Raw genomic sequence first — 23,469 nt, 5'->3', positions numbered from 1 at the left:
ATGGTGTGGTTTACGACGCTTACCTGGCCGATCTTATTCTCGATCGGTTTGTCGACTTGTTTTTGACGGATCGCAAAAACTGGAGCATTTGCAAAATTAATTTTCTGCGTTGATCCTGTGCATACATTTTGTTTCAGAGCAAAAGCATACATGCGAAGGCACACTGCAATTAGACCATTTTCAAATGGTTTCTGCAGTCGCTTGGACTCCAATGACCGCAAAACATTGAGTTTGCTCCTGCCGTATGCTGCAGGTGATTTTTGAATATGCTCCAGAAATGCACTATCGAATTGTGACTCGGGCGGAGTGCCAGGATTTTGAGTAGCTGTCGTAGACTTCGAGTGAGTTGGTGCCGTAGTGCAGGGCATTGAGAACGTCCCGGGCATTGAAGACCTGCATGCCGTTGATGGAGGTGATGATGTCGTAGCCGACACGGAATTTTGCATTCACAGTCTTGCCATTCGGGAGCACAACTCGCAGAGTCCGTTTGCTGTTGTCGCGATAAACGAGCACGCCTTCGACGCCATCTTTATAGGTATATTTTCCGCTGATGCCGAGCCTGGCCCCTGAGGGATTCTGAGGAGTGATGATCAGTTTTTGCGTTTCTGCAAATGTCGTCGTGGTAACGGTTCCCATTGCCAGGAATGCTGCGAAAGTGGCGAGGACGAATTTGTTGGTAATGCCGGACATCTTGTTGACCCTTGTTTCTGGTGGATTAAGTTGTTTTGTGTGACCCTCCTGGGATATTTGAAAAGCGAAAGTTAAGCTGGGTAAGGGACAGGGGTTATTCTGAAAAACAGGAAAATGCAGTTTTTTGGCCTATTGCCCTTTCATGTTTTTAATTCTGCCACTTGACTGTCAATGTCCCTGGGCCTTCTCCCTGAGCCTTCTCATTGTAAAATCAATCGCGAGTTCTACTAATATTTGAATGCCTGTTTCAAATTCGAGAAGGAGTTGATGATGACGACTGTAAAAGCCTATGCCGCCAGGGAAGCTAAGGGGCCGTTTGAGGCTTATGAATATGAGTTGCCGGAGATTGGGCCGGATGATGTTGATATTGAAGTGATCTCGTGCGGGATTTGTCACAGCGATCTGTCGATGCTCGATAATGAATGGGATCTGACGCAGTATCCGTTTGTCGGTGGGCATGAGGTGATTGGCAAAGTGGCGGCGAAGGGAGAGCATGTTCCGGCTTTGGAAATTGGGGATCTGGTTGGACTCGGCTGGAATTCGCGATCCTGTATGCATTGTCAGCCTTGCCTGTCGGGGGATCAGAATTTGTGTCCTACGATTGAAGGGACGATTACGCATCAGCATGGCGGCTTCGCCGATAAGGTGCGGTGTCATTGGGGATGGGCCGTGAAATTGCCGGATGAACTGAATCCGATCACGGCTGGTCCACTGCTGTGTGGTGGGATTACGGTTTTTAATCCGCTGGTTCAGAATGACATTTCACCGATGTCGAAGGTGGCTGTGGTGGGGATTGGTGGTCTCGGTCATATGGCATTACAGTTTCTGAATGCATGGGGCTGTGAAGTGACGGCGATTTCCCGCAGTCGGGATAAAGAGGAAGAGGCCCGTGAACTGGGAGCTCATGAGTACATTGCGACTGACGAGGATGAGCCTTTTGAGGATGTGCAAAGCAAATTCGATATGGTTCTCAATACGACTAATGCGATGCTACCCTGGGACGACTATATTGCCACACTCGCCCCTAAAGGCGTATTGCATACGGTTGGAGCGGCTCCGAAAGTGGAAGCGACCGTCTTTCCGATGATTATGGGACAGAAGTCGCTGAAGAGTTCCCCACTCGGAAGTATCGCAACGACTCAAAAAATGCTGGAATTCTGCGCCCGGCACGACATTGCTCCCATGACTGAAGTTTCTAAAATGTCGGACATCAATGATGCCTTTGAGAAGCTGCGAAACGGGTCGCCTCGGTATCGACTTGTGCTCACTCGGTAAGGGGAAGGGAAGTGGATTGTTTTAGTTAGCGCTGCAGTTCCTGCAGAATTCGATCCGCTTCCTCCTGTTTTTCTCTCGGAACGGGGACTTCGAGATGATGAATGTGTTCGCCGTTCTTACTGATGACTGCGACTTCGAACTTCAGGATTGAGAGAGGAAGCTCATTCTGTTTTTCGTGAGTGAGAGATTTGAGCCTGCCTCCCCAGTGCCCCCAGCTATGCAGGCGACTATGAAAATAAACGCAGCCGGGCATGATGAAAGTTTCCCCCTGCCGATTTTCCAGTGCGCGACACCACATCGTCCAGCCAAGCCACTCGAAAATTGTCATGAGAACGGCGAACAGAACACCAGAGGCAAAGGCAATTCCGATGGCCGTTCCTCGATGTTCTCCCCAGTTCCAACTGATCAACATGGTGAGGCCTGCAAAGATTCCTCCAATTAATAACCAGGCAATAACAGAAGACGATGTGAAGGGAGTATTCTCATCCCGTCGCTGATTTTGCAGACTGCAATAACTAGCCCACTCATCTGTCGTGTAGCTCCAATGGGCGAGCGGTTGACCGGACAACATCTCTCGGAAAGTCTTGCGACGGAATCGGCGATCCAGAAAGAGAATGCCCATGAAGACCATAGTCGCGCCTCCGGTCACTGCAAAAGTGACAGCCAGACCAACGTCCCAGCCTGAGGGATTCGCGGGCAATTGTGTCAGCCCGAACACGCCGCTCGCAAATAATACTGCTCCAGGAATTAAAATGATCAGCATCGTTTGCAGCGATTGGAGCGGCAACGTTTGAATGAGGTCCTCGCATCGCTTTTCGAGTTCCTGTGTGTCATCGTTCTGCATGGCGAAATTCAATGAGCTGAGAATAAATACTTCAGAAATCACTTTTGTCGAAGTTAACCCAGTTCGATATGCATTTCCAGTCTTTCGATTTCAAATCGATATGGTGTTCATTTTTCGAGCGGAATTCACCCAATCATAGAACAGATAATGTCGCAGAGGATTCTCGCGATGATCACTCAGCTAAGTATTGACCTGACTCATCATGATGGTTGTCATCAGTATTGATGCTGTGACGGCGGCCTGGCAGGCGGCAATGGCTTTTTGGGTTGCGGAGCCTGCGAGTTCTTCTTTAGCGATCACTTCGATGCGAGCTTTATGCTTTGCGCGTTCGTGAAAGCTGATTGCTGCAGTGATGTAATCGGTGTGATGAGCCAGAGAGATTAACGCGCAGGTGCGGGGATCGAGTTGGGCTTCATCGTTGAAAATGCCATCGCGGATGCGTGAGACGATTTCCTGTTCGGGAGCGGGGTTGAGAGTGGGGTAAATATTTCTTGAGAAGATGTACAGGATTGTCTCTTCAACATTCTCAACGACGCCTCGGTCGCAGAGTTGTTCTGTGGCGAGATATCTGAGGCTGGAGAGGTTCGCTAATTCCGACAAGAGTCCTTCCAGAGACATCGGCTTCTGCCAGAGATTGATCAGACGATAGGCTTTGCGGAATAAGGGATCGTCTGGTTCTTTATCCATTTGCAGCTTGATGAGACCGTTGGCTTGATCATCGATAATGATCTGATCTTCGAGCAAAAGTTCTGCCAGAACTGCACCGGCCAGCGCATGCTCGATATACCCGCCGTTTAAGGTTCCCTTTTCATCATGCAGAGCCAGGAGCAGCAATTCTTCATACAGGTGCAGCGGTTTTGATTCTGTCATACTGTCCTTTGTTACTGAGACACGCGAAGTGGTTTGTTCAGTATAACAACATGCAGAGGGAGAGCCAAAAGTTTTGCGGAATTATGCCGTCCAGTTTTTGGGAATTAATCGTCTCGGTAACCAGTCGGCTTTGTGAGCACTGATCAACATCGCAAACAGTAACATGCCCAGGCTCCAGGAGAAGGTGAGCATTGCGGTGGAGCCGAACTGGGAGCTGGCCTGTTGATAGCCGATCAGCACTGCTCCATAAAGCAGCAGCAGGAAGTTGCCGGCAAATGCGAACAGATACCAGCGGTTTTTCATTGCGAAGGCGAGCAACAGGCAAAGCCCCGTCAGTGCGACGAGGATGAGCAGTCGATAGCCGATGTTCAACTCCAGAGGCAGGGTGCGAGTCAAAATCTGATAGCCAACGAGGATGGCTTGAGTGCTGGCGACAAAGCGTAATAAGCAGCCGAGATCGTCGCGGTGGCAGGCTCCGAGTATCAAAGCAGACAGCCAGATGAGGATAAACGTGGATTCGGTCGTCCACTGGGAATAACTGGATTGCTGGATCACTATTGCAATGCTGCTGATCAGCAGAGTTGAGGCAGAGGTCTGGTAGAATGAGGAGTGTTTGATGAGGCCTTTGATCAGCAGTCCAAAGCCAACCATGGCAATCGGCCAGGCCCGTTGTGGAATGAGAGCGGGCCATTGTTCGGTGCTGGGATCGATCCAGGCAAGGAGCAGGAAGAAGCTGACAAACCCATAAAATGCGCCAGAGACTTTTCGCAGAGTCGCCCAGCCATAGAAGAGAATGACGAGCAGAGTCGCAATCCAGATGGGAGAGCCGACTGTTGTGAGCATGCGATCCCAGAAAGCGGTGAAGACCGTCGAGGATCCAAATGGAAAGGCCAGCAGAATTAATGCAGGAGTCAGGGCAAGGCTCCACTTGCGTTGAATCGAGCAGTGGGCGACAATTCCGCCTTCGAGTAAAAGTAACAGGATTGCCCAGAGAATAGGAACCAGAAACCAGGTTCCCCAGATGGTGGAAAAGACGATCCCCATGCCTCCGCTTGAGAGCTTATGCCAAATGGGACCGGTTGGGCCGAATGTCAGGCATAAGGCGTAGGAGCGGATTAAAGTTGCGACGATCAGCATAAAGAACATCGACCATGGAAACAGGGGCCACTTCCAGGGGGTGCCGTTGTTGCGGACATACTTCGGACCACCCCAGACAGCAGGCAGTAACAAGAGGAGAATGCCAGCAGCAGCGACCGGAAAGAGCAGCAGTAACCATTCCGTCTCAGAGGAAGAACGGGGATTTAATTCCGGCGACATCCACCATGGCGTGAAAAAGAATAGCACGAGGAAGAGGTAGTAGGGGATGCGATAGCGGGTTCGCAGTTGAATTTTCGTCAGTAACAGGACTAATTCGGTGATGACGAATGAAAATGCGACACCGGCCAGGGCCAGCAATGCACCTTCATGGGGAGATTCCAGTTTCACGAACAGATCGTCCATGCTGACCGAGATGCCCAGGAACAGGAGCAGAAGTAATAAGAGAATTGAGCGGGCGTCTTCCCAGATTTTCCCGAAGCGGATGATGCAGATGCCAATCAGAGCGAGCAAGGTGGTGTAACCGGCGAGCACACCCATCACGACCCAGCAGTTGATTTCCCCAATCGGCATTTCTCCGTAGGCGGCTCGAACGGAAGTCAGCATGAGCACAGTGCTGATGACATAAAAGGGATTGTGGTTATAGAGTTTCAGCCACCACGGCGTAGATTTAACGGGAGCAGCAAGAGAGGGCGAAGCTTCTGTAGACATGGCAGACTCCTGACGTATTGCGAACGCAACACCTGAAAGTGACACGAACGGTCGAGATGAGATCAGGTCGGCTGACTGCACGACTCGAATGAGCCGCGAAGTGAGTCATCAGTAATTCCACAATCCGGATTCTGAACATTTATACGAATCGACATCGGAACCCGTTGGACATTTTGGAGATGGAATAGAAAATTATTAATAAATATCGTAAACGATTCAGAAATGAGATTTCCTGATCCCTTTCAGTTAGCCCAGTGATGTCATTACCCCAGATTGCAGTATTTATGGAATTTCCTTCCGCATTGGGGGGAGAGCGTTCGTTCCTGAGCGTTGCCAATGAATTGCGGGATCAGTTTTCATTCACATTTCTGGCTCCTGCTCATGGCGATCTGGAGAAGCTGATCGGTGTGCTGGACTTTCCGCAGATCGAGTTTTCTTTACGTGACGAGGTTGGGGTACGGCGTGATGATGCGGATGCTATCTGTGAGTTAACGCAGCTTCTCTCGGAACATCAATTCGAGATCCTGCATACGAACAGCCTGACGCTTTCACGATTTCTGGGAAGGAATCTCATGCAGATTTCGATGCCGGTTGTCGGGCACATCCGAGACATGATGAAGCTTTCCAAAGGATCGATTTCAGATCTCGGTCGCTTGAGTCGACTGATTTGTGTTTCTGATGCTACGCGAAATTATTATGAATTGATGGGAGTCAATTCTGATCGTTTACTGACCATTCACAATGGAATCGATGTTGAGCAGTTTCCTCGGAAGTTCGCGAAAAGTCTGCATGAGGAACTGGGATGTGCTCCGGAAGCAAAGTTCGCTGCAACGATTGGTCAAATTGGTTTACGGAAAGGTCACAGCACTTTGATCGCAGCCCTTCCCGAGATGGCGAGGAATTGCCCGGACTGGCATTTTCTGATGATTGGGGAATGCTATTCCGGGAAGCAGGAGAGCAGAGAGTATCTGGAAGACCTGCAGTGCTCGGTTGCTCAAAATGGATTCTCGGATCGTGTGCACTGGCTCGGATATCGGGAGGATATTCCTGAGCTTCTGCCGCAAATCGATCTGCTCATCCATCCTGCCCGTCAGGAACCATTCGGTCGCGTTCTGCTCGAAGCAGCTGCTTGTGGCGTGGCTATTGTCGCGACCGATGTTGGTGGAACTTCCGAAATGCTGGTCGATCAGGACTCGGCTTTGTTGATAACTGTAGATGATCCAGAGGGGTTGGCCCAGACATGCATCTCACTGATGCTGAATTCTTCTGCCCGCAAACTATTGGGGGAACAAGCCCGGCAGCGGGTTCGCAGTCACTTTGCTCTTAACTCCTCTGCGAAATCTCATGCTCGGGTCTGGAAGGAATTATTGAATAAGATTCCATAATTCCTTTCTCGGGGCCTCACTGGAATGTGAAGTCTGATGTGAGTATTGTGAGGACTTGAATAAATATGTATAGACTCAGATGCCTTCAGTGAATTTCACGCTGGCAAGTCGCTCTCAATAAGGAATCTACCGTGGCCATTCGAACATTTTGTCTGATTGCAATCACATTTTTATTGGCATCGTGTAATGGAAGTCCGGATGGGAATAATTCCAATACTGGGACTTCAGGAAATGACAAAACCATTCGCATCGCTGTGATTCCGAAAGGAACAACGCACGAGTTCTGGAAGTCGGTGCATGCAGGTGCGAAGAAAGCCGCGGATGAAGCGGGCAATGTCGAGATTCTGTGGAAGGGGCCATTGCTGGAGAATGATCGAGCCGGTCAGATTAGTGTGGTTGAAGATTTTATCGTCAAGAATGTTGATGGTATTGTCCTGGCTCCTCTCGATTCTCAGGCTCTGATCGATAGTGTTCTGCATGCCAATGACGAAGAGATACCCGTCGTTATATTTGATAGTGCTTTGGGAGATGAGTCTGCGATTGTCAGTTATGTGGCGACCGATAATTTTCGGGGGGGAGAACTGGCTGCCGAAAAACTGGCGGAAATCCTGGATGGCAAAGGGGAAGTCGTCATGCTGCGGTATAATGCCGGCAGCGAAAGTACCGAACAGCGTGAAGAGGGATTCCTCTCGAAACTGAAAGCCGACTTTCCGGAAATTACAGTCATTTCTTCCGATCAGTATGCGGGGACAACACCGGAATCCTCACTGGAAAAAGCGACTGAAGTGATCGATAAATATCGCGATCAGATCGATGGTATCTTTGCTGTCTGCGAACCGAATGCAACCGGCACGCTTGGAGCCTTGCGGGAATTGAACCTGACCGGCAAAGTCAAATTCATCGCTTTCGATCCCAATCCCGATTTGATTGATGGCATGGAACAGGGGCACGTTCAGGGCATCGTCCTGCAGGATCCCGTGGCGATGGGATATCAGGCGGTGAAAACTTTGCTTGCTCATCTTAATGGAGAAGATGTTGAATCTCGAATTAAGACGGGAGAATATGTCGCCACTCCAGACAATATGAAAGAAGAGCAGTTTGAAAAACTCCTGCATCCTATTCAGGTGGATTGAGCCGCCCTATATCATAAGTCCCCTCTCCCTGAGGGAGAAGGCTAGGCTGAGGGGGGGAACGCGACGTGAAATATTATTTAGGGCGTCGAGGCAATTCCCTCACCCGGTCTTCAGCTACCGTCTCCCCAAGGAGAAGGAAAGAGCACGATTCATTGATCAGCAATACAAGTGAAAATTAATAGCCCTATGAAACCAAATCGCGTTGCCATAGTAACAGGAGCAGCCAGCGGAATCGGTTTGGCGACCGCTCAGCTTCTGGCCGGCGAAGGCTGGCTGGTTGTGAGTTGCGATTTGCAGCAGGCTCATGAATCAATCCATGAAATTGAAAACTGGAAAGAGCACCTGCTGGTTGATGTTCGTTCGGTCGAGCATCTTGCAAAGCTGATTGAAATCGCAGCTACTTACGGTCCCATCGAGGCTCTGATCAATAATGCCGGGGTGAATCACGTCGCTGACATTACAGAAGTTTCCGAAGAGGATTGGGATCGAGTTTTAGACACGAATCTCAAAGCCGTCTTTTTTGCATCCAGATATGTGGTTCCCTATTTCCGAAAACAGGGGAAAGGGAGCCTCGTCAACATTGCCAGTAACGCAGGTTTGTTGCCGCGAGCCCATGATCCTGTTTACTCGATCAGCAAGATGAGTCTGGTAGGATTAACGAAATCACTCGCGCTCTGCCTGTCACGAGACAATATTCGCGTCAACTGCATTTGTCCTGGACCGGTCAGTGAAACGGGGATCATTAATGCCGATCTGGCAGCCGCAGCTGATCCGGAAGCGACTGCCCAATCCTTCATCAACGCTAGCCCGCTGGCTGCTGCTCAAGGCCGCATGATTCATCCCAAAGAAGTCGCTGCCAATGTTTCATTTCTGCTCTCCGAAGCAGCCGCCATGGTCACCGGAACATCCATCGCCATCGACGGAGGAAAATCCCTCGGCGTCCCTCCCAAATAATCGGAATTTGTATCGAGCCTGCTAAACGATTCCATAAACTCGATTGACGATCCCCCCAACCCGGCTAAAATACAACTTCCCACTACAAATAGGGCAATTGGCACAGCTGGCTAGCGCGCTACCTTCACACGGTAGAGGTCACAGGTTCGAGTCCTGTATTGCCCATTTCTTAAAGCCTTAAACTACAACGGTTTAGGGCTTTTTTCATGTCTTTAGCTCTGCAACAAATAAGCTCTGCAACAAAGTTTGCAACAATCTTTGCAACAAATTATCGGTAGGTCTGCAACAAATTCAGATCTCTTTGCAACAAATTTGCAACTAAATTTTCGCCATGATCACTTCCTAATCGCTTCCCGATATTTCTAAGGATGAAACCGCTTCTTGTTCAGGTTTTAGTTGCAAGGGCAGATTACAAATTTTGTAACGATGTATCCGCTTTCTTCGCCTACTGTTGTTCGGTACACTCTCTGAATCAAAATAGATTTGTGGTGATTGGATATCAGGAATAATTTAATGTGGATGACACGAACGTCAAAAAAGCGATTGATTGTAAAAATTGAAAAGACTTTGGGATTGAAAATATCTCAAGGCGATTCAGCAGGTGATTATTTTGAATGGCGTATGCCTTGTGGTCATCGATTATTGCATTTCACGTTACAGCAGGTCGATGGTGAATGGTGGTTGCCAGAAATCATTTTTCCGCTTGAATTTGACGACAATGCATTGGACAAGATTAACTCAGAATTGAGTAATGGAGACTTGGGAGAAGCATTTCACCTAGGAAACGAGATGACAGGTTTAAAAACATATCTGCTAGGCAATAGACATGGTAATGAGTCGTGGCTTTCCTTTGATTCCCCGAAAATATTTAACATTATTCAATGCAGGCTAATTAAAGATGAAGGTCAGCAATATTATCAACTTGATAAAAATGGTTTCGTTGTGCCGAGTCCGACAATTACAAAGTTCAGGGGCAAGTAATACAATTTACATAGATAGACGACAGGATATTTCATATGACAAAAAACATAAAGCTACTTAAAACCAAAATTGAATCCACTAAAAAAACACTGGGAAAGTTATCGCCAGATTCAAAACAGACTCATATTTCATTGGCAATAGCGGAAGATTTCAATGGAATAATTGATCAATTAGTTTTAGAAGTTCCCGACATTAAAAATATTGTACCTAAGAAAATAACGTCTACTATGCCCATGTCGCATATGAAGAAGGCAGATATAAAATATATTGACCTTGAAATATATTTAGACCAGCTAATTGCCATAATCTCAGAATTTGAGTCAGGAAAATAAAACGTGGATAATAAAAAAGCTCAATTATTGAGAGGGCGACTTCAAGCAATTATTTCGACAATTGAAAACGAGAATGAACGAAATCGAAGCGGAAAAATAAGTTGGTCTTTAGCATGTGATTACAATAAGATCATAAGTCAGGTTTCTGCTGAATTTCCAGATTACAAAGATAACTTCCCAGCCATGATTAGTGGCACGCATGGGCAAAAATTGGGACAGGGAGATGCTTCCTTTTTAGACCTAAAAATCAAGGCAGAGCAAGTCGTTAAAGTTGTAGAAGTTCTAATAGAAGGGAACTGATTTATGCCTGATTGGGTAGAGTTGGCTAAATTGGCAGTCCGTCCACGATATTCCTTCTCCTTATTTTTTACATCACTTGTTGTTCTGCTGGTTCCATTACCGTCTCAATTGAAAATTGAAGAAATCAGAGATGAATATGGTAAATGGATTGGATTGGCAGCAGTATTTTTCTTCATCGTATGGGTCATTGAACTATTTATTTTGGGTGCTTCATTCATAGCATATATCTACGATCTTTACAAAGAAAAGGAACTCATGAAGTCAATGCTTGATGGACTAAATCAGGATGAGAAATTAATTCTGATGCAGCATGTCAACAAAAATGAAACCACTTTGAATTGGCCAGCAAACAAGCCCGGAATTGCTTCATTGGTACACAAAGGAGTACTAGAACAAGTTTCATCTGATTCGACTTTTGGAAAACCGTATGTCGTTGATAATAGAGTGTGGGTATTTATACGAAACAAACCAGATCGATATTTGAGGAGTAGTGAGATTCAGGCATAAGTCTTCAAACCTCTTTCTCTCAACCCACATTCAAGATTTTGCCATACGCAGATATAACGTACTCTGTTGTCCCATTCATATTCGTTTTTGAATTGCATCTATGATATCCACAATGGACGAGATGTATCCAGTTACTTTATCACGTTCAAGCTCTGCTGAATTCGCATGAGCATATGTGTTTCGTTCATCAAGGGCAGTCAATATTCGTCGGTATATTTTTTCTCCAATTTTATGCTGGATGCAATCAAGAACGGTTCGCTCACCCGGTGATTTTTTTGCTTCCCAGAAATCCTCTTTTGTCTTCACTTCACTATAAATGCTTTTATCGTTGCGTTTGCTTTTGAGTAGCTCTTCATTGAATGAACTTAATCTGGAATCATCATCGATGATCCATGATTGAATCGAGTCCATACATAACGTCCAAGCGTTAATTAGACATGCCCGGTAAGCTCCAATTCTTGCACACTTTATGGTCTCTTCGTGAAACAGTTTACCTGATTCTGACAAACTCTCTTTAAGACTTGAAAAACGAGGAGAAACGACACTGTCATCAAGTAACCCTACCTTGGAGACTTCCAATTCCCTTGACATCATACTAATTGCAGCAGATATGTGAGATTTCAAGCGAATTAGTCTTAGTTCCATATCGATCAAGCCATTTTCTTTCACATCTCTTGCCGAAGCAATGTGGTGCAAAGTGGATTCAAATCCACATTCATTACACAAATCTTCCGAGTCACGAATCAATTGACCGACTAACAATGACTCTGATCTGTTATTTAGATCTTTTGATAAACTAATTTTATTCAAGTACTGAAAGAGAAGCACTGGTTTTGACAATGTAATTTCTTTCACAGATTTAGCTCCTCACGTGGATAAATACCTCAGTTAATTAACTTTTACTGAGGTATTACATTATGTCTTTCTCAAACACAACCGAAGAAAACATCCTGAACGGTTTATTCCGTTCCGCTGCATTTTCAAAGCCATCCGAATTATGGATTGCATTGCTTACCGCAACGCCAGATGAAGCCAGCACAGGCAACTTCACAACATCGACTGGCACCGAGGTCTCTGGCGGCTCGTATGCTCGTCAGCAACTTGATCCATCTGATAGTAATTGGACTGATCCCGATGGAGTTGGTTACGTCAGAAACAATGCCAAAATCAGCTTTCCGAAAGCGACCGCTGACTGGGGAACCATCACGCATGCTGCAATATGCACTGCATCAACTAACGGCAATGTGATTGCTTATGCTGAGTTGACCAGTTCAAAAACAATCGAAACCAATGACGTTTTGGAATTCGACATCAACGCATTGCAGGTCTCATTGGACTAATGGCGAAAGGTCTTAATTTCGAGCACAAACGAATTACAAAAATTGTAATCAGGAAGCCAGTTAAAGAACGTCCTGTTGATCAACAACAAAGACAAAAGCTGTATAAGTCGGCACGTTGGAAAAAGGTTCGCTTAATCCAATTGCGATCTTATCCTTTGTGCAATCGCTGCACGAATGCTGGCAGAGCAGGACAACCTGCAAGACAGGTTCACCATATCATAAGCATTGAAGAAGATATCGAGAAAGCTTTTGATCTCGATAACCTTGAGAGTCTTTGTGATTCGTGCCATCAGTTGGTTGAAAATGAGATCAGACGAATTAGGAAATTTGAAGATGTGAAGATTGATCCTGAAACAGGATTAAGGATCGTAGATACAGAAGAAGAAAAGGAAGGCAATGAATAAATTCACTCACAGGCGAAAGACAAGAGATCGAAGCAAGTATGAATCGACACCACACATCTAGCCCACTGGGGTTGACTGGGAAGACAGGTCAACAGGAGTGGGCTAGGGGGTAGGGCGGGGTAAAATTTGCAGGGTGAGAGGACTGGGTGTCCCATCCCCAGTACGTCTTTTTTTTTCGCCTAATTTTAAACCTCTGGGGTCAATTATTGTCCCCACCAATTGAAACAGATTCACACAATAAGGAGTCAGATGCAAGTCAGGTCAGATCCATTTCAAAAAGGCGAGCCATTAACCGCTAAGGATTTGGAGGCGATACGGCGTGAAGCCAAGCGATTTGAGGGCTTGAGCGTTTCTGCTCCGCTTCAATTGAGTCGGTCAAGTGCTGGTGTATTGCTTTCCCTATCTGGTTCTCTTGGTGGAAAAGCTAAGCTTTACAAAACTTGTATTTATGATTCGAGCTACGTTGAGGAAGCTGACCATTTGCAAATCTTTACGGCGGTTTCTGCAACGATTGAATTTGATGATGCTGTTGAAGAGGCGGCGACAATCACAGATGAAGAGATCAAAGAAGACGATTCAAATGTGGTTTTTATTTACAATATTTGTAATGAGTATATTCCAGTTGGTGAATACATTCTTGGTTGGAAAGTCGGAAACGAGATTGTCACATACTGGAGACCACCAGCAGTTGAAATCCAGTTGAAGAGAGGTTATCTGACAAGTGCTCTTGGCAGTGCTTCGGGATCGTCAGCAACAATGGCGGTTTGGGAATATTCCGTTGCAGATGGCTGGCACTCAACAGGCGAAGAAATATACGTCATGACTCGTGGGAGTTTCCCTGCTTCCAGTGGAGTCTATTGCACAGCGATTGGTGGTGTGGAATCTGAGAATGTGATTGGTGGCACCTTGTGGGAAGTGATTGTATTGGGGTGTGCATAATGTATGGCAGTGCATGTTATCGACAACTCTTAGAAGGTCATCAATCAGATTACGATTACATCACAGGCTTAGATTTCCCACCAGCAAAGCCAGCAGGCTTGAACGGCTATTCAGTTCAAATGTCTTGCTTACCGATTGATGACGTTGACACGTATTGCACACCAACTGGCAACAAGTCAGTTCCCGTTGGTTACGATGTATGGCTGACAACAACTGGCAGCTTCAACGAGACTTGGAGCGGTGGAACTTCGATGGGATGGAACCATGACAACTTGTCATATGGTCCTCATATGGGGCAGCTTTTGCACGATGGATTTGGTCGATACTTGGGGACAATTTCCCACCCAACAGAAGCAGGATCGATTGACATTAAGCTTGTCTCTCAAACTGCTTGTAGTCCTTTTTTCACTGGATATGTGGGGGTTGCAAATGGATCGATCAGAATCAGTCAGACACCTATCGGCAATGGTGGCACTTTGCAATTTGGTTCTGTATTTTTTGACGGCACTGATAAGTTTTGCAGTGGTTCATTGCACGCAGATGCAACATCTGGATTGCCCGATTGGTTCTACAAAATGCCTAGCAGCTATACCGTTAAAGGGGGCGACATTGACGAGACAGTTGCTGCTGGTCCACTTGTGCTGACTAGCAATACCAATCCTGATTGCTTTTGTCGCAACGGTGACTTTGGTCCTTTATACAATACGATTCCAGAATTCACAGCGGCAGCTTGTGATAATATCAACAATACCTACTATTGGGTGGAAGGCAGTTGCAAGACACCAGATGAAGAATTATCGACAATAATTTTAGAACCAGTCGGATACGCATCAGCGGGTCATATCATCAGAGTCGGTGTCGGTGGCTCGATTGGTTCGTTTTGTAGTCCACGATACTTTTATTATTTTTCTGATTATTCAACAGGAATAAGCTGGTGGGGTTCGACTGTATTCACACTCTCAACCGATGCATTTTGGGGTTACGACCCCACTGATATACCTGCTGGCTTGAGACCGACAACATTGACATTGGCTAAGGTCTAACAGTCAACATCAGTTGACTAAGTAAATTCAACTTCGTCTGCATACCTAATGTATGTTAGATTACATTGATTTATTTGCAGGACTTGGCGGCTTTAGTGTCGGCTTGAAAGACCTTGGAAACTGTCATTTTGCAGCCGAAAATGAACCAATCGCACGCTCTCAATATGCATTGAATTTCCCCGCTCATACTTTGCACAGTGATGTTACAAAAATTGTAGAGTTGCCCAAGCTCGATCTGCTTTGTGGTGGTTTTCCATGTCAATCTTTCTCATCGGCAGGAAGACAGAAAGGTTTTGACGATCCACGGGGACAACTGATTTTTCAGATTCTCAGATTGGTTGACAGTAACAAGCCACGCTGGTTATTGCTGGAGAATGTGAAGAACTTACTTCACATCGATGATGGCAAAACCTTTGAAACGATCCTCGATGAAATTAAAAAAAGAGGATATAAAGTAAGTTACAAAGTTTGTAACTCGATTAATTTTGGTGTGCCACAATTGAGAGAGCGGGTTTTCATCTTGGCAGGTCCAAAACAAATCGAGATTCCAGATGGTAATGGCAAACCGAGACGAACAATCAAACACATACTTCAAAAGAATGTAACAGATCATCATTTCCATCGGTGCTATCGCTTGCCAGATTCAATTGAAAAAACCACAGGCAGAATTCCCGTTGTGAATGATCAGGGCAAACTTCATCAAGATGATTACTTAATCAGGAGCAATGAACCATCACCAACACTCGCTGCTTCTTGTTTTGGTGCGACTTACGGAAGAAAAGTAATCTATCCTGAGATGCGATATCTGACATCTCGTGAGGTGGCAAGAATTCAGGGATTTCCGCAGTGGTATAAGCTGCACAGCAACAGAAAAGAGAACTATCGTTTATTTGGAAATGCAGTTGTGCCACCAATTGTTGCTGAGATCGCAGGGAGGCTAATATGAAGAAGAAACCAACAACAAATAAAAAGGCAATACCAGCAGTTCCTGAGTCGCTCAAGAATGACTCAACAGCAGTTGAAGAGTGGAAGCTGGTATGTTCGCTCTTGAACGATTTAAACCTGCTCACAGATGCCGATGAGAGGTTGTTAGAATTGTATTGCAGTTCTGTATCTTTATTTCGTGCATCAGACCAGAAGTGCCGAGATGATGGCGAATTCTTTACGACCTCAAATGGAACACCCTCAGTTGCTCCGTGGTATACCTCTCGCAATAAGCATCAGGATCAGATTGTCAAATTGTCGAGCATGTTGGGAATGTCACCTGCAGACAGAAATAAATTGAAGGTTAAAAAACAAGAGGGAGACAACAGCAATGGGTGGAGCGGGATAATAGCTCCACCCAAGTAGACTGTTACAATGACAAAGATGTTAGCCTTTCAACAGCCACAGCCATGATGCAAAGTATTTTTACAAATTTTGTAAACAGTCATATGGGTAATTCCTTATGTGGGTGGAGAAAGAAGGGGGTGAGCGAACCCACCCCCTAAGAGAAGTCAACAGCAGTAGACACTAGGCAGCTATTTTGCTTCGAAGCTTCTTACACAAAGTTTCAATCTGTTCAAGCTCTTGCATAAATGAAGGCGGGAGAACATCGCTTGAATCAACAAATTCTTGTAGCGTCTTACAAACTGTCAGCAATTTGAAAGTTTTGGTATCAAAAGTCTTTGATGTTCCAATTATCCGACCGACTCCACCTACAATCTTTCCTTCAGAACTTTCTGTTTTTAATTCAACAGGCTTATGTGGTTCCTCAATTTCTTCAACTTCAGATTCCTGAACAAGATCATTCAGAATTGCAATTGTTGGTTTTTTAGAAATCTCAAGAGCAGATTTCCACAACTCAATTTGCTCAGCAGGATCGTCTTTCCCCAATTCATGGACTCGATGAGCAACACCAATATTTCGAGGCAAAGCCAAACCAGCATCAACAAGATTCTTAGCAGCAATTGCTGCTCTCATGTATCGATAAACTTCATTCCATTTCATATCAAATCTTGCTGTTGCATACTCGACGAATTTCCCTTCATACAACTTATCATCTTGAATCTTGACCAGAGCCAAGCCAATTGCGACATATCCTGACAACTTGTTGTCAATGATTTTCTCTTGTTTACGAGCTTTTTTTTTCTGTTCAGCGGTTAAAAAATTAGACATGTTGAACCTCTTTCAGTAGAGCCATTTTTGGTTGAGTCGCTTGACGTTTGCGACTCGTTATGGCTCTAAATCAGGGTCCACTAGCAAGCCCCATAAATGCACAATATGGGCTTATAACTGGCATTGAATCACGATAATATGCACAATGACGCTGATACGTCACAAATGGGTGTGCATAATTAGGAGTGAAAATGGATCCCACAGAACGAAAAACACTCTTCAAAAATAATTTCAAGCTTGGCAAGAAGTATTTTGAATTGCTTGAATTTGAAGACGATCAGAAAACAGCTTCTCTTAAATACATTTCTGATAAACTGAGGTGGAGTGAATCTAATTACCAATGGTTGCGGAGAATCGCTTCACGGGGAATCAGCCACATCACGAAAAAGCGTGCAGAAGAATTACAAAATTTGCAGCGGTTATTCCACATTGAACATGGTTGGTTTGATGAGCGTTCAATTGAGAGCTTGGAATTAAGTATTGGAATGCAAAAGTTTTGGAATAGACCTCATTCCCCGAATTATTCTCAACCAGAACGGCGTAAGCCATTACCAGAATATACAATGAATCAGTTATTACAGATTGGTGCTGAGGTAGCATCGAAACACCCGAATGAAATCAGAAGTGCAGACCAAATTATAAATTCTGTAGTGCCAACATCGGTAGGCAATAAAGCTCGTGAATTCGTTCGTGTTATTCCACAGTTCCTGAATTTGCCAGAAGCAAAGTATCCTGCTGACGATATTGATGATCAAAAACAAGACGAGCAGTTCGAAGAAGAGTATATTGATGATCGATTAGAGAATTTGTAATTGTCTCCCATACATAACGTATGGGGAAAATCAACGAAGCAACACGAGCAATTGAATTCATCGAGCGTCTCAAGCTCGTGGATGACTACTACGGCGAACCATGCAAGTTACGTCCGTGGCAAAAAAAGATCATTCGTGGCATCTTTGCCAAGGATACGAAAAAAGCTTTCTTACTGCTTCCCCGAAAGCACGCTAAGACTTGGCTTTGTGCTGCTCTGTCAATTGTCTTTTTATTTACAAAATCTCACTGGCAAATTGTTTGTGCAGCAAGTGCTGAACATCAAATAAAAACGCTCTATCGGTATGTCAAAACAATCATTGAGCAAGATGAATACTTGCTAAAGAACGTCACCATCCTGCCAAGTAAGGGAAAGATCACATGCAAACTGACGGGCAGTGAGTTGATCTGTGTTGGTTCTGGAGGCAAATCAATCCATTCATTGAGTCCCAATCTTGTAATTCTCGATGAACTCCATGCGTGGACAACCAAAAAACATCAAGAGACATATGAGGCTTTAACCACTGGTTCAGGTGCGAGAAAAGAACGATTCGTTATCTCGATATCGACTCAAACAACAGATCAGAATTCAATCTGTGCAGATGAATTCAAGTATGCCTGCGACGTTCAAAAAGGCATAATTGAGAACAAATATTACAAAACCTTTTTGCATTATGCTGATGTTGAAGACGATTGGACAGATGAAAAGGTCTGGAAAAAAGCCTGCCCTGCATTGGGAGATTGGATCGATTTTGCGTACTACAGAGAAGAATTCGAGTTCGCCAAAAAGATTCCCTCTCGTGAGCGATCTTTTAAAACCTACTTTTTGAACATGCCATTTTCTAACAATCAGGCATGGTGCAATTTGCCTCTGTACCAGTCAACTCTGGTTGATCGTATTGAATTCCCAGATGATATCCCCGTTGTTCTGGGGGCTGATGTGGCTCCTGTCCACGATTTATCAGCAGTTGTGGCTTGTGCCAAGGTTGATGGCATCTATCGATTCAAATCATGGTTGTGGTGCAGTGATCAGAGCATCTTTGAACGATCAAAATTTGAAGGTGTGCCTTATGATATCTGGGCTGAAAGGGGATTTATCAAAGCAACATGTGGAAATTCCACCAATTTTGATGTCATTAAAGATGATATTATTGAGATTTCCAAGCAACTTAATGTTGTTCAATTGGCGGCTGATAAAGCTCATTTCTTTCAGCTTGGGAGCCAACTTGAAAGTGAGGGAATCCCTGTTGCTTGGTATACACAGTCATTTCTCAGGATGTCGCCACCAATGAGAAGGTTTGAAAAGTTGCTACTCGATCAATCATTACAAATCGAGAACAATCCAGTATTAACCTATTGCATGAGCAACGTAATTGCTGAAGAAAATAGCTATGGCGACATTCGCCCGAGCAATAAATTGCGGAATCGAAGTGAGAAGATTGATGGTGCAACAGCTTTGTTGATTGCACTTGGTACTCAGATGATTTTGGAAACTGAGGGATTTGAACAAGATACTGAGCCAGAATTTAGTGTGCCGATTTTCTTTTAATCTCCCATATATAAGGCATGGGAATATTTGATTGGTTCAGTAAGAGTAATGTAACGACACCAGCACCAGCAGAACAACGTGCTGTTGATTATGATCGCATTATCTTTGGTGGTGGTTCTGGCTCATACGATGATACTGGTGAAATCGTCAATCGTGAGACTGCAACGAGTTTGATTGCTCTGAGAGCTTGCGTGGATGTGATCGCTGAAACAATTGGCAGTCTTTCTTTGCATGTCTACAAAAATACTGATGATGCTCGTGAGCGTGCGAAACAGCATCCTTTATATCGAGTGCTGCACTCGATTCCGAATGAGGATATGTCATCAGTCCAATGGATTGAATCGGTATTCCGTCGATTATTGCTCGATGGTGCATCATATGACTACATCGAGTTCGATGGTGGTGTGCGACCAAAAGCCATTTATCCAATTCTGAATTGCAAACCAGTCAGAATAAATGGAAATCTGAAATATTGTGCAACAGTAGGAAACCAGAAAATTGACCTTGAACAAAATCAGGTATTGTCAGTTGTTGATTACTCATACGATGGAGTCAGTGGGATAAGCCGAATTCATTCGTGCTCTCGTCCATTGGGAATTGCTCTAGGTGCTGAAAAGTTTGCAGGACGATTTTTCAAGCAAGGCACGGTTACAAATTTTGCTCTGGAATATCCGCAAAATTTAACTCCAGACCAACAGCAATTGATCATCGACGCCTATAAAGATCGTCATGCAGGAACCGATAACGCTCACAATATTATGTTGCTACATGGCGGAGCCAAAGCTCATGTGCTTAATTTGAGTGCAGAGGACGCTCAATTGATTGAGCGATTGAAATTATCTTCACTTGATATTGCTCGTCTTTTCAGGGTTCCGCCCCACATGATCGGCATCAATGAAGGTTCGCCACTTGCATCTGTTGAGCAACAAAGCATTTCATTTTATCGCAACACAATCAGACCTCATATTGTCAAATTTGAGGCTGAATTGAATCGCAAGCTGTTTTTAGAAGTTGAAAAAGATGACCACTATGCAGAATTTGATATTGCATCGATGTTGCGTGGTGACAGTCAAGCTCAAGATGCGTCACATGCAACAGGCTTGACGCATGGTTGGTACTCAATCAATGAGGTGCGAAAACACCGCAACATGGCACCAGTTGAGGGTGGCGATCGTCACCTATTCCCGCTCAATATGTCACCAGTTGAGGACGTAGATTCTACACCTGTTGACTCTGAAGTAGTAGAAGACAAAGAGTCAGCAGGAGTAGATATCAATCCATTGATTGCATCAGCAATTCAACGCCTTGTCACCAAAGAAATAAAAGCGATTCAACGAAAAGCGGATTTGCCTGATGATGAGTTCAGAGCTTGGAGCGAAGATTTTTATAGCAAACATTTTGAAACAACAAAGGCAGTGTTGGAACCAGTCCTGCAATCAATCAACAGATCTGACGATCTTGAGAACGAAGCACAGCAATATTGCAAATTACAATTTTTGGAATTGATGCAATCAAATGATCGAGCCACATTGATTAGCGAGTGGCAGCAATATAAATCAGCAGATACAGCGGAGGATATTATAAATGGATAAGCAACTTGAACAACGTTTCATTGAGGCAGAAGTCAGATTATTTGAAGAAGAAAATAAGCCCAAAATCAGAGGTCAGATTCCTTTTGATTCATTGTCAGTCAACCTCGGGGGATTCAAGGAACGAATCCGAAAAGGTGCTTTCAAGCGTTCGCTCGTTGAAGGTCGAGACATTAGAGCTTTATTTAATCACTCAACAGATAAACCATTGGCAAGAACTTCAACTGGTACACTACTGTTGACTGAGACTGATAACGGTCTTGATATTGAAATCACTCCCAACAATGCAAGCTGGAGCAAAGATGTACAAGAAACAATCCGTTCTGGTGATCTCAATGGCTTCTCTTTTGGTTTTTTTGTCACAGAGGATGAGTGGGATAATGAAGGGGGTCAAGTGGTTCGGGAATTGATTGATTTGGATTTGGTTGAAGTTTCTCCAGTTTTTCAGCCTGCATATAAAGCTTCTGAAATTGCGGTTCGTATAGCTCCAGATGCAATCGAAGCTGCTAAAAGATATGCAGATCAAGACGCAGTTGAAGCGAATTTAGACGCAATTGAAGAGCGAAAACCAGAACCAAATAACTCTTATGAAATTGAATTGAAGAGGAAGCAACTCGATTTGCTGAAATTGAAATTGAGCATGTAAAAAGAAGGAAGAACTGGAAAGCCCTCTGTCTTGTGCATGACAGAGGGCTTTTTTTACTTCTGTTACAAATTTTGTAACTGCTCGTGAATAGATACAGTAGCTGCCAACAAGCAAAGCCGTTGCTCACTGATTGTTGCAGACACAATCAGAAATCTATTTATGGAGCAACTATTTATGAGTTGGATCAAAATCAAAGAATTAAGAGAATCAGCAAATAACGATATTGTCGAAGCTGGTAAAGTGCTTACCACACGAGAAGCGGCAGGCGAAGAATTAACCGCTGAAGATAATCAATTGCTTGAGCGAAATTATAAATCTGCTGAAGAAAAGATTGAAAAAATCAAAGTCCTTGAGCGACAAGCCGAAGCTGAGAAATCTATCGAGCAACGAATCGGGCGAGAAGACAAAGTATCAACTCCAGTTGATAAAGATATTGAATCACGTGCTTTTGATAAGTGGTTGCGATATGGCAAAAGTGCTTTGAATGAAGTTGAAGTGCGTGCATTGTCTAAAGGCACCAGCACTGAAGGTGCTGAGTTCGTACCTGAATCATTTGCCGATTTCTATGTCAGCAAAATGAGTGAGTTGTCCTCTATGGAAGAAGCTGGTTGTCGTATCATAACGACCGAAAATGGTCGGGATATTCCTGTACCAGTATTGGACGATTCCAGCAATACAGGCGAGTTACTAAACGAAGGCTCAACAGCTAATGAAGAAGCTGATCCTGCAACAGGCGAAGTCATTTTGAAAGCTTATGTATTCGATTCAAAAGTGGTTCCTGTTTCAATTCACTTGGTTGAAGATGCTGCATTTCCAATCCAAGAATGGCTTGGAGAAGCTCTTGCACATCGAGTCGCAGACATTGAAAACAGTTATTTCACAACTGGGACTGGCACCAATCAACCCGGAGGAGTCAAGACTAAATGTACTGACTCTGGAATCTTGGCATCCAGTGCGAGTGGTACTAAATATGCAGACCTTGTCAGTTTGAAGTATGGTGTTAAAAAACGATATCGTGGGAAAAATTCTATCTATATGATGAACTCCACGATGCTTTCAGGCATCAAAAAATTGACAGATACAACTGGAAGACCTTTGTGGCAACCGGGATTTGGAGAAAATCCACCAGAAATTGATGGTCATCGCTACGTTGTGAATGACGATCTCGCAGACGTTGATATTCTCTTCGGTGATTTTTCACATTATGTGATTCGTCGTGTCAGAGGACCAGAAATGAAGCGATTTGACGACAGTGCATACATGAAGAAATTGCAATATGGATACATAATTTTCGAGCGTGCCGATGGCAACTTGACTAATACTGAAGCAATTCACAAATACGCACATTCCACTTACTCGGGTCAACCAGCTTAATCAACTTGAGTTGATACAAATAACAGTCTGTACTCTACATATAGAGTGCAGGCTTTTTTATTGATTGGAGAAAAATAATGTTGGTTTCACTGATTATAGAACATGATCGAATTCGATATTTCCCCGCTCATATTGGTTATGAGCTAATCGACGCACGACAAGCTTATCTTGTTGCGGATAACCTCGATGAAATCCCCAAAGAGTGGGATCAAGACGAGATTGAAATGCAGATTAATCAAGGTATGCTCGTGACAATAGCTCATTGGAATGAACTCGATGAAGACGAAAGGCAATATCAAGAGGAATGTTTGATTGAAGTTGCCGATCAGATGGGCAAAATGGTTGTTGAAAAAAAGCCAACAAAGAGAAAGACAACCAGAAAAAAGACCACAAAGAAACGAACATCAAAGACTAAATAAATGTGTAATCGATACGTCGCAAATATCGCTTTTACAATCTTGTTTATTCCTGACGAGCCATTCCTTTCTTCCTTGGCTCGTCAGGTTTTTTTTATTGATCTCGCCACTAAATACAGATATGG

Annotated in this window: 26 protein-coding genes and 1 tRNA gene; 21 read left to right on the top strand and 6 right to left on the bottom strand. The window is 44.4% G+C overall.

The genetic code is table 11. The features are described from left to right. Positions 1-282 precede the first annotated feature (282 nt). The gene (locus Pan54_RS24140) at positions 283-690 is read right to left on the bottom strand and encodes a hypothetical protein (protein ID WP_146505993.1); all 408 of its coding nucleotides are present in this window, start codon (positions 688-690) and stop codon (positions 283-285) included. A gap of 270 nt (positions 691-960) precedes the next feature. Between Pan54_RS24140 and Pan54_RS24135 the strand changes: the two genes are divergently transcribed. Continuing rightward, positions 961-1,965, top strand: coding sequence for an NAD(P)-dependent alcohol dehydrogenase (locus Pan54_RS24135; RefSeq protein WP_146506552.1), 1,005 nt, complete (start codon positions 961-963; stop codon positions 1,963-1,965). Between the two features lie 25 nt (positions 1,966-1,990). Here the strand turns inward: Pan54_RS24135 and Pan54_RS24130 are convergent, their stop codons facing one another. From Pan54_RS24130 to Pan54_RS24120, 3 genes are all read right to left on the bottom strand, one after another. After that, the gene (locus tag Pan54_RS24130; RefSeq protein WP_146505992.1) at positions 1,991-2,809 is read right to left on the bottom strand and encodes an MFS transporter; all 819 of its coding nucleotides are present in this window, start codon (positions 2,807-2,809) and stop codon (positions 1,991-1,993) included. Between the two features lie 180 nt (positions 2,810-2,989). Next, positions 2,990-3,679 carry a GOLPH3/VPS74 family protein gene (locus Pan54_RS24125; protein WP_146505991.1) on the bottom strand — a complete coding sequence of 230 codons (690 nt, stop codon included), beginning with the start codon at positions 3,677-3,679 and terminating at the stop codon, positions 2,990-2,992. Between the two features lie 81 nt (positions 3,680-3,760). After that, positions 3,761-5,485, bottom strand: coding sequence for a hypothetical protein (locus Pan54_RS24120; protein ID WP_146505990.1), 1,725 nt, complete (start codon positions 5,483-5,485; stop codon positions 3,761-3,763). 284 nt (positions 5,486-5,769) lie between these two features. On the opposite strand from Pan54_RS24120, the gene Pan54_RS24115 reads away from it, so the two are divergent. The 8 genes from Pan54_RS24115 to Pan54_RS24080 all read left to right on the top strand — a co-directional run bounded on the left by Pan54_RS24115 (position 5,770) and on the right by Pan54_RS24080 (position 11,077). Continuing rightward, a complete protein-coding gene (locus Pan54_RS24115; RefSeq protein WP_165441952.1) occupies positions 5,770-6,870 on the top strand; it encodes a glycosyltransferase family 4 protein in 1,101 nt (366 codons plus the stop codon). Between the two features lie 131 nt (positions 6,871-7,001). Next, positions 7,002-8,003, top strand: coding sequence for an ABC transporter substrate-binding protein (locus Pan54_RS24110; protein WP_242631417.1), 1,002 nt, complete (start codon positions 7,002-7,004; stop codon positions 8,001-8,003). 186 nt (positions 8,004-8,189) lie between these two features. After that, positions 8,190-8,957, top strand: coding sequence for an SDR family NAD(P)-dependent oxidoreductase (locus Pan54_RS24105; RefSeq protein WP_146505988.1), 768 nt, complete (start codon positions 8,190-8,192; stop codon positions 8,955-8,957). A 91-nt stretch (positions 8,958-9,048) separates the two neighbouring features. After that, positions 9,049-9,122 (top strand) — tRNA-Val (locus Pan54_RS24100). Positions 9,123-9,470: 348 nt separating this feature from the next. Next, on the top strand, positions 9,471-9,938 hold the full coding sequence (locus Pan54_RS24095; protein ID WP_146505987.1) for a hypothetical protein: 468 nt from the start codon (positions 9,471-9,473) through the stop codon (positions 9,936-9,938). Positions 9,939-9,973: 35 nt separating this feature from the next. After that, the gene (locus Pan54_RS24090; protein ID WP_146505986.1) at positions 9,974-10,270 is read left to right on the top strand and encodes a hypothetical protein; all 297 of its coding nucleotides are present in this window, start codon (positions 9,974-9,976) and stop codon (positions 10,268-10,270) included. Between the two features lie 3 nt (positions 10,271-10,273). Next, positions 10,274-10,570, top strand: coding sequence for a hypothetical protein (locus tag Pan54_RS24085; RefSeq protein ID WP_146505985.1), 297 nt, complete (start codon positions 10,274-10,276; stop codon positions 10,568-10,570). 3 nt (positions 10,571-10,573) lie between these two features. After that, on the top strand, positions 10,574-11,077 hold the full coding sequence (locus Pan54_RS24080; RefSeq protein WP_146505984.1) for a super-infection exclusion protein B: 504 nt from the start codon (positions 10,574-10,576) through the stop codon (positions 11,075-11,077). A gap of 75 nt (positions 11,078-11,152) precedes the next feature. Here the strand turns inward: Pan54_RS24080 and Pan54_RS24075 are convergent, their stop codons facing one another. After that, positions 11,153-11,932, bottom strand: coding sequence for a hypothetical protein (locus Pan54_RS24075; RefSeq protein ID WP_146505983.1), 780 nt, complete (start codon positions 11,930-11,932; stop codon positions 11,153-11,155). Positions 11,933-11,994: 62 nt separating this feature from the next. Here Pan54_RS24075 and Pan54_RS24070 point away from each other — a divergent pair, with 62 nt between their 5' ends. The 6 genes from Pan54_RS24070 (at position 11,995) to Pan54_RS26895 (ending at position 16,153) form a co-directional block, all read left to right on the top strand. Next, positions 11,995-12,417: a phage tail fiber protein gene (locus Pan54_RS24070; protein ID WP_146505982.1), complete on the top strand. Its 423-nt coding sequence runs from the start codon at positions 11,995-11,997 to the stop codon at positions 12,415-12,417. Continuing rightward, entirely contained in the window at positions 12,417-12,821 is a 405-nt protein-coding gene (locus tag Pan54_RS24065) for an HNH endonuclease (RefSeq protein WP_146505981.1), read from the top strand. The genes Pan54_RS24070 and Pan54_RS24065 overlap by 1 nt, the downstream gene beginning before the upstream one ends. A 249-nt stretch (positions 12,822-13,070) precedes the next feature. Further along, positions 13,071-13,760: a hypothetical protein gene (locus Pan54_RS24060; protein ID WP_146505980.1), complete on the top strand. Its 690-nt coding sequence runs from the start codon at positions 13,071-13,073 to the stop codon at positions 13,758-13,760. Further along, the gene (locus Pan54_RS24055) at positions 13,760-14,803 is read left to right on the top strand and encodes a hypothetical protein (RefSeq protein ID WP_146505979.1); all 1,044 of its coding nucleotides are present in this window, start codon (positions 13,760-13,762) and stop codon (positions 14,801-14,803) included. The genes Pan54_RS24060 and Pan54_RS24055 overlap by 1 nt, the downstream gene beginning before the upstream one ends. A 52-nt stretch (positions 14,804-14,855) precedes the next feature. Next, positions 14,856-15,749, top strand: a complete 894-nt coding sequence (locus Pan54_RS24050; RefSeq protein WP_146505978.1) for a DNA cytosine methyltransferase — start codon at positions 14,856-14,858, stop codon at positions 15,747-15,749. Continuing rightward, a complete protein-coding gene (locus Pan54_RS26895) occupies positions 15,746-16,153 on the top strand; it encodes a phage terminase small subunit P27 family (protein ID WP_146505977.1) in 408 nt (135 codons plus the stop codon). The genes Pan54_RS24050 and Pan54_RS26895 overlap by 4 nt, the downstream gene beginning before the upstream one ends. Positions 16,154-16,315: 162 nt before the next feature. Here Pan54_RS26895 and Pan54_RS24040 read toward each other — a convergent pair whose 3' ends face one another. Further along, positions 16,316-16,960 carry a hypothetical protein gene (locus Pan54_RS24040; protein ID WP_146505976.1) on the bottom strand — a complete coding sequence of 215 codons (645 nt, stop codon included), beginning with the start codon at positions 16,958-16,960 and terminating at the stop codon, positions 16,316-16,318. A gap of 191 nt (positions 16,961-17,151) precedes the next feature. Between Pan54_RS24040 and Pan54_RS24035 the strand changes: the two genes are divergently transcribed. The 6 genes from Pan54_RS24035 to Pan54_RS24010 all read left to right on the top strand — a co-directional run bounded on the left by Pan54_RS24035 (position 17,152) and on the right by Pan54_RS24010 (position 23,347). Beyond that, positions 17,152-17,772 carry a hypothetical protein gene (locus tag Pan54_RS24035; protein ID WP_146505975.1) on the top strand — a complete coding sequence of 207 codons (621 nt, stop codon included), beginning with the start codon at positions 17,152-17,154 and terminating at the stop codon, positions 17,770-17,772. Between the two features lie 20 nt (positions 17,773-17,792). Then, on the top strand, positions 17,793-19,319 hold the full coding sequence (locus Pan54_RS24030) for a terminase large subunit (protein ID WP_146505974.1): 1,527 nt from the start codon (positions 17,793-17,795) through the stop codon (positions 19,317-19,319). Positions 19,320-19,336: 17 nt separating this feature from the next. Beyond that, on the top strand, positions 19,337-20,911 hold the full coding sequence (locus Pan54_RS24025) for a phage portal protein (RefSeq protein WP_146505973.1): 1,575 nt from the start codon (positions 19,337-19,339) through the stop codon (positions 20,909-20,911). Next, complete coding sequence (locus Pan54_RS24020) at positions 20,904-21,554, top strand: HK97 family phage prohead protease (protein ID WP_146505972.1); 651 nt, start codon at positions 20,904-20,906, stop codon at positions 21,552-21,554. The genes Pan54_RS24025 and Pan54_RS24020 overlap by 8 nt, the downstream gene beginning before the upstream one ends. A gap of 159 nt (positions 21,555-21,713) precedes the next feature. Continuing rightward, positions 21,714-22,928 (top strand): phage major capsid protein, encoded by a 1,215-nt coding sequence (locus Pan54_RS24015; RefSeq protein ID WP_146505971.1) that lies wholly within the window; start codon positions 21,714-21,716, stop codon positions 22,926-22,928. A 77-nt stretch (positions 22,929-23,005) separates the two neighbouring features. Further along, positions 23,006-23,347, top strand: coding sequence for a hypothetical protein (locus Pan54_RS24010; RefSeq protein ID WP_146505970.1), 342 nt, complete (start codon positions 23,006-23,008; stop codon positions 23,345-23,347). Positions 23,348-23,469 lie beyond the last annotated feature (122 nt).

Origin of the sequence: Rubinisphaera italica (genome assembly GCF_007859715.1) — a bacterium.
In the GTDB taxonomy this organism is placed as follows: domain Bacteria; phylum Planctomycetota; class Planctomycetia; order Planctomycetales; family Planctomycetaceae; genus Rubinisphaera; species Rubinisphaera italica.
The sequence above is the reverse complement of the archived record's forward strand: the minus strand, read 5'-3'. Positions and strand labels throughout refer to the sequence as shown.

Coding starts and splice junctions, on each gene's coding strand:
- Pan54_RS24140 (WP_146505993.1), bottom strand. CDS start 690: ATGTCCGGCATTACCAACAAATTCGTCCTCGCCACTTTCGCAGCATTC.
- Pan54_RS24135 (WP_146506552.1), top strand. CDS start 961: ATGACGACTGTAAAAGCCTATGCCGCCAGGGAAGCTAAGGGGCCGTTT.
- Pan54_RS24130 (WP_146505992.1), bottom strand. CDS start 2,809: ATGCAGAACGATGACACACAGGAACTCGAAAAGCGATGCGAGGACCTC.
- Pan54_RS24125 (WP_146505991.1), bottom strand. CDS start 3,679: ATGACAGAATCAAAACCGCTGCACCTGTATGAAGAATTGCTGCTCCTG.
- Pan54_RS24120 (WP_146505990.1), bottom strand. CDS start 5,485: ATGTCTACAGAAGCTTCGCCCTCTCTTGCTGCTCCCGTTAAATCTACG.
- Pan54_RS24115 (WP_165441952.1), top strand. CDS start 5,770: ATGGAATTTCCTTCCGCATTGGGGGGAGAGCGTTCGTTCCTGAGCGTT.
- Pan54_RS24105 (WP_146505988.1), top strand. CDS start 8,190: ATGAAACCAAATCGCGTTGCCATAGTAACAGGAGCAGCCAGCGGAATC.
- Pan54_RS24095 (WP_146505987.1), top strand. CDS start 9,471: ATGTGGATGACACGAACGTCAAAAAAGCGATTGATTGTAAAAATTGAA.
- Pan54_RS24090 (WP_146505986.1), top strand. CDS start 9,974: ATGACAAAAAACATAAAGCTACTTAAAACCAAAATTGAATCCACTAAA.
- Pan54_RS24080 (WP_146505984.1), top strand. CDS start 10,574: ATGCCTGATTGGGTAGAGTTGGCTAAATTGGCAGTCCGTCCACGATAT.
- Pan54_RS24070 (WP_146505982.1), top strand. CDS start 11,995: ATGTCTTTCTCAAACACAACCGAAGAAAACATCCTGAACGGTTTATTC.
- Pan54_RS24065 (WP_146505981.1), top strand. CDS start 12,417: ATGGCGAAAGGTCTTAATTTCGAGCACAAACGAATTACAAAAATTGTA.
- Pan54_RS24060 (WP_146505980.1), top strand. CDS start 13,071: ATGCAAGTCAGGTCAGATCCATTTCAAAAAGGCGAGCCATTAACCGCT.
- Pan54_RS24055 (WP_146505979.1), top strand. CDS start 13,760: ATGTATGGCAGTGCATGTTATCGACAACTCTTAGAAGGTCATCAATCA.
- Pan54_RS24050 (WP_146505978.1), top strand. CDS start 14,856: ATGTTAGATTACATTGATTTATTTGCAGGACTTGGCGGCTTTAGTGTC.
- Pan54_RS26895 (WP_146505977.1), top strand. CDS start 15,746: ATGAAGAAGAAACCAACAACAAATAAAAAGGCAATACCAGCAGTTCCT.
- Pan54_RS24040 (WP_146505976.1), bottom strand. CDS start 16,960: ATGTCTAATTTTTTAACCGCTGAACAGAAAAAAAAAGCTCGTAAACAA.
- Pan54_RS24035 (WP_146505975.1), top strand. CDS start 17,152: ATGGATCCCACAGAACGAAAAACACTCTTCAAAAATAATTTCAAGCTT.
- Pan54_RS24030 (WP_146505974.1), top strand. CDS start 17,793: ATGGGGAAAATCAACGAAGCAACACGAGCAATTGAATTCATCGAGCGT.
- Pan54_RS24025 (WP_146505973.1), top strand. CDS start 19,337: ATGGGAATATTTGATTGGTTCAGTAAGAGTAATGTAACGACACCAGCA.
- Pan54_RS24020 (WP_146505972.1), top strand. CDS start 20,904: ATGGATAAGCAACTTGAACAACGTTTCATTGAGGCAGAAGTCAGATTA.
- Pan54_RS24015 (WP_146505971.1), top strand. CDS start 21,714: ATGGAGCAACTATTTATGAGTTGGATCAAAATCAAAGAATTAAGAGAA.
- Pan54_RS24010 (WP_146505970.1), top strand. CDS start 23,006: ATGTTGGTTTCACTGATTATAGAACATGATCGAATTCGATATTTCCCC.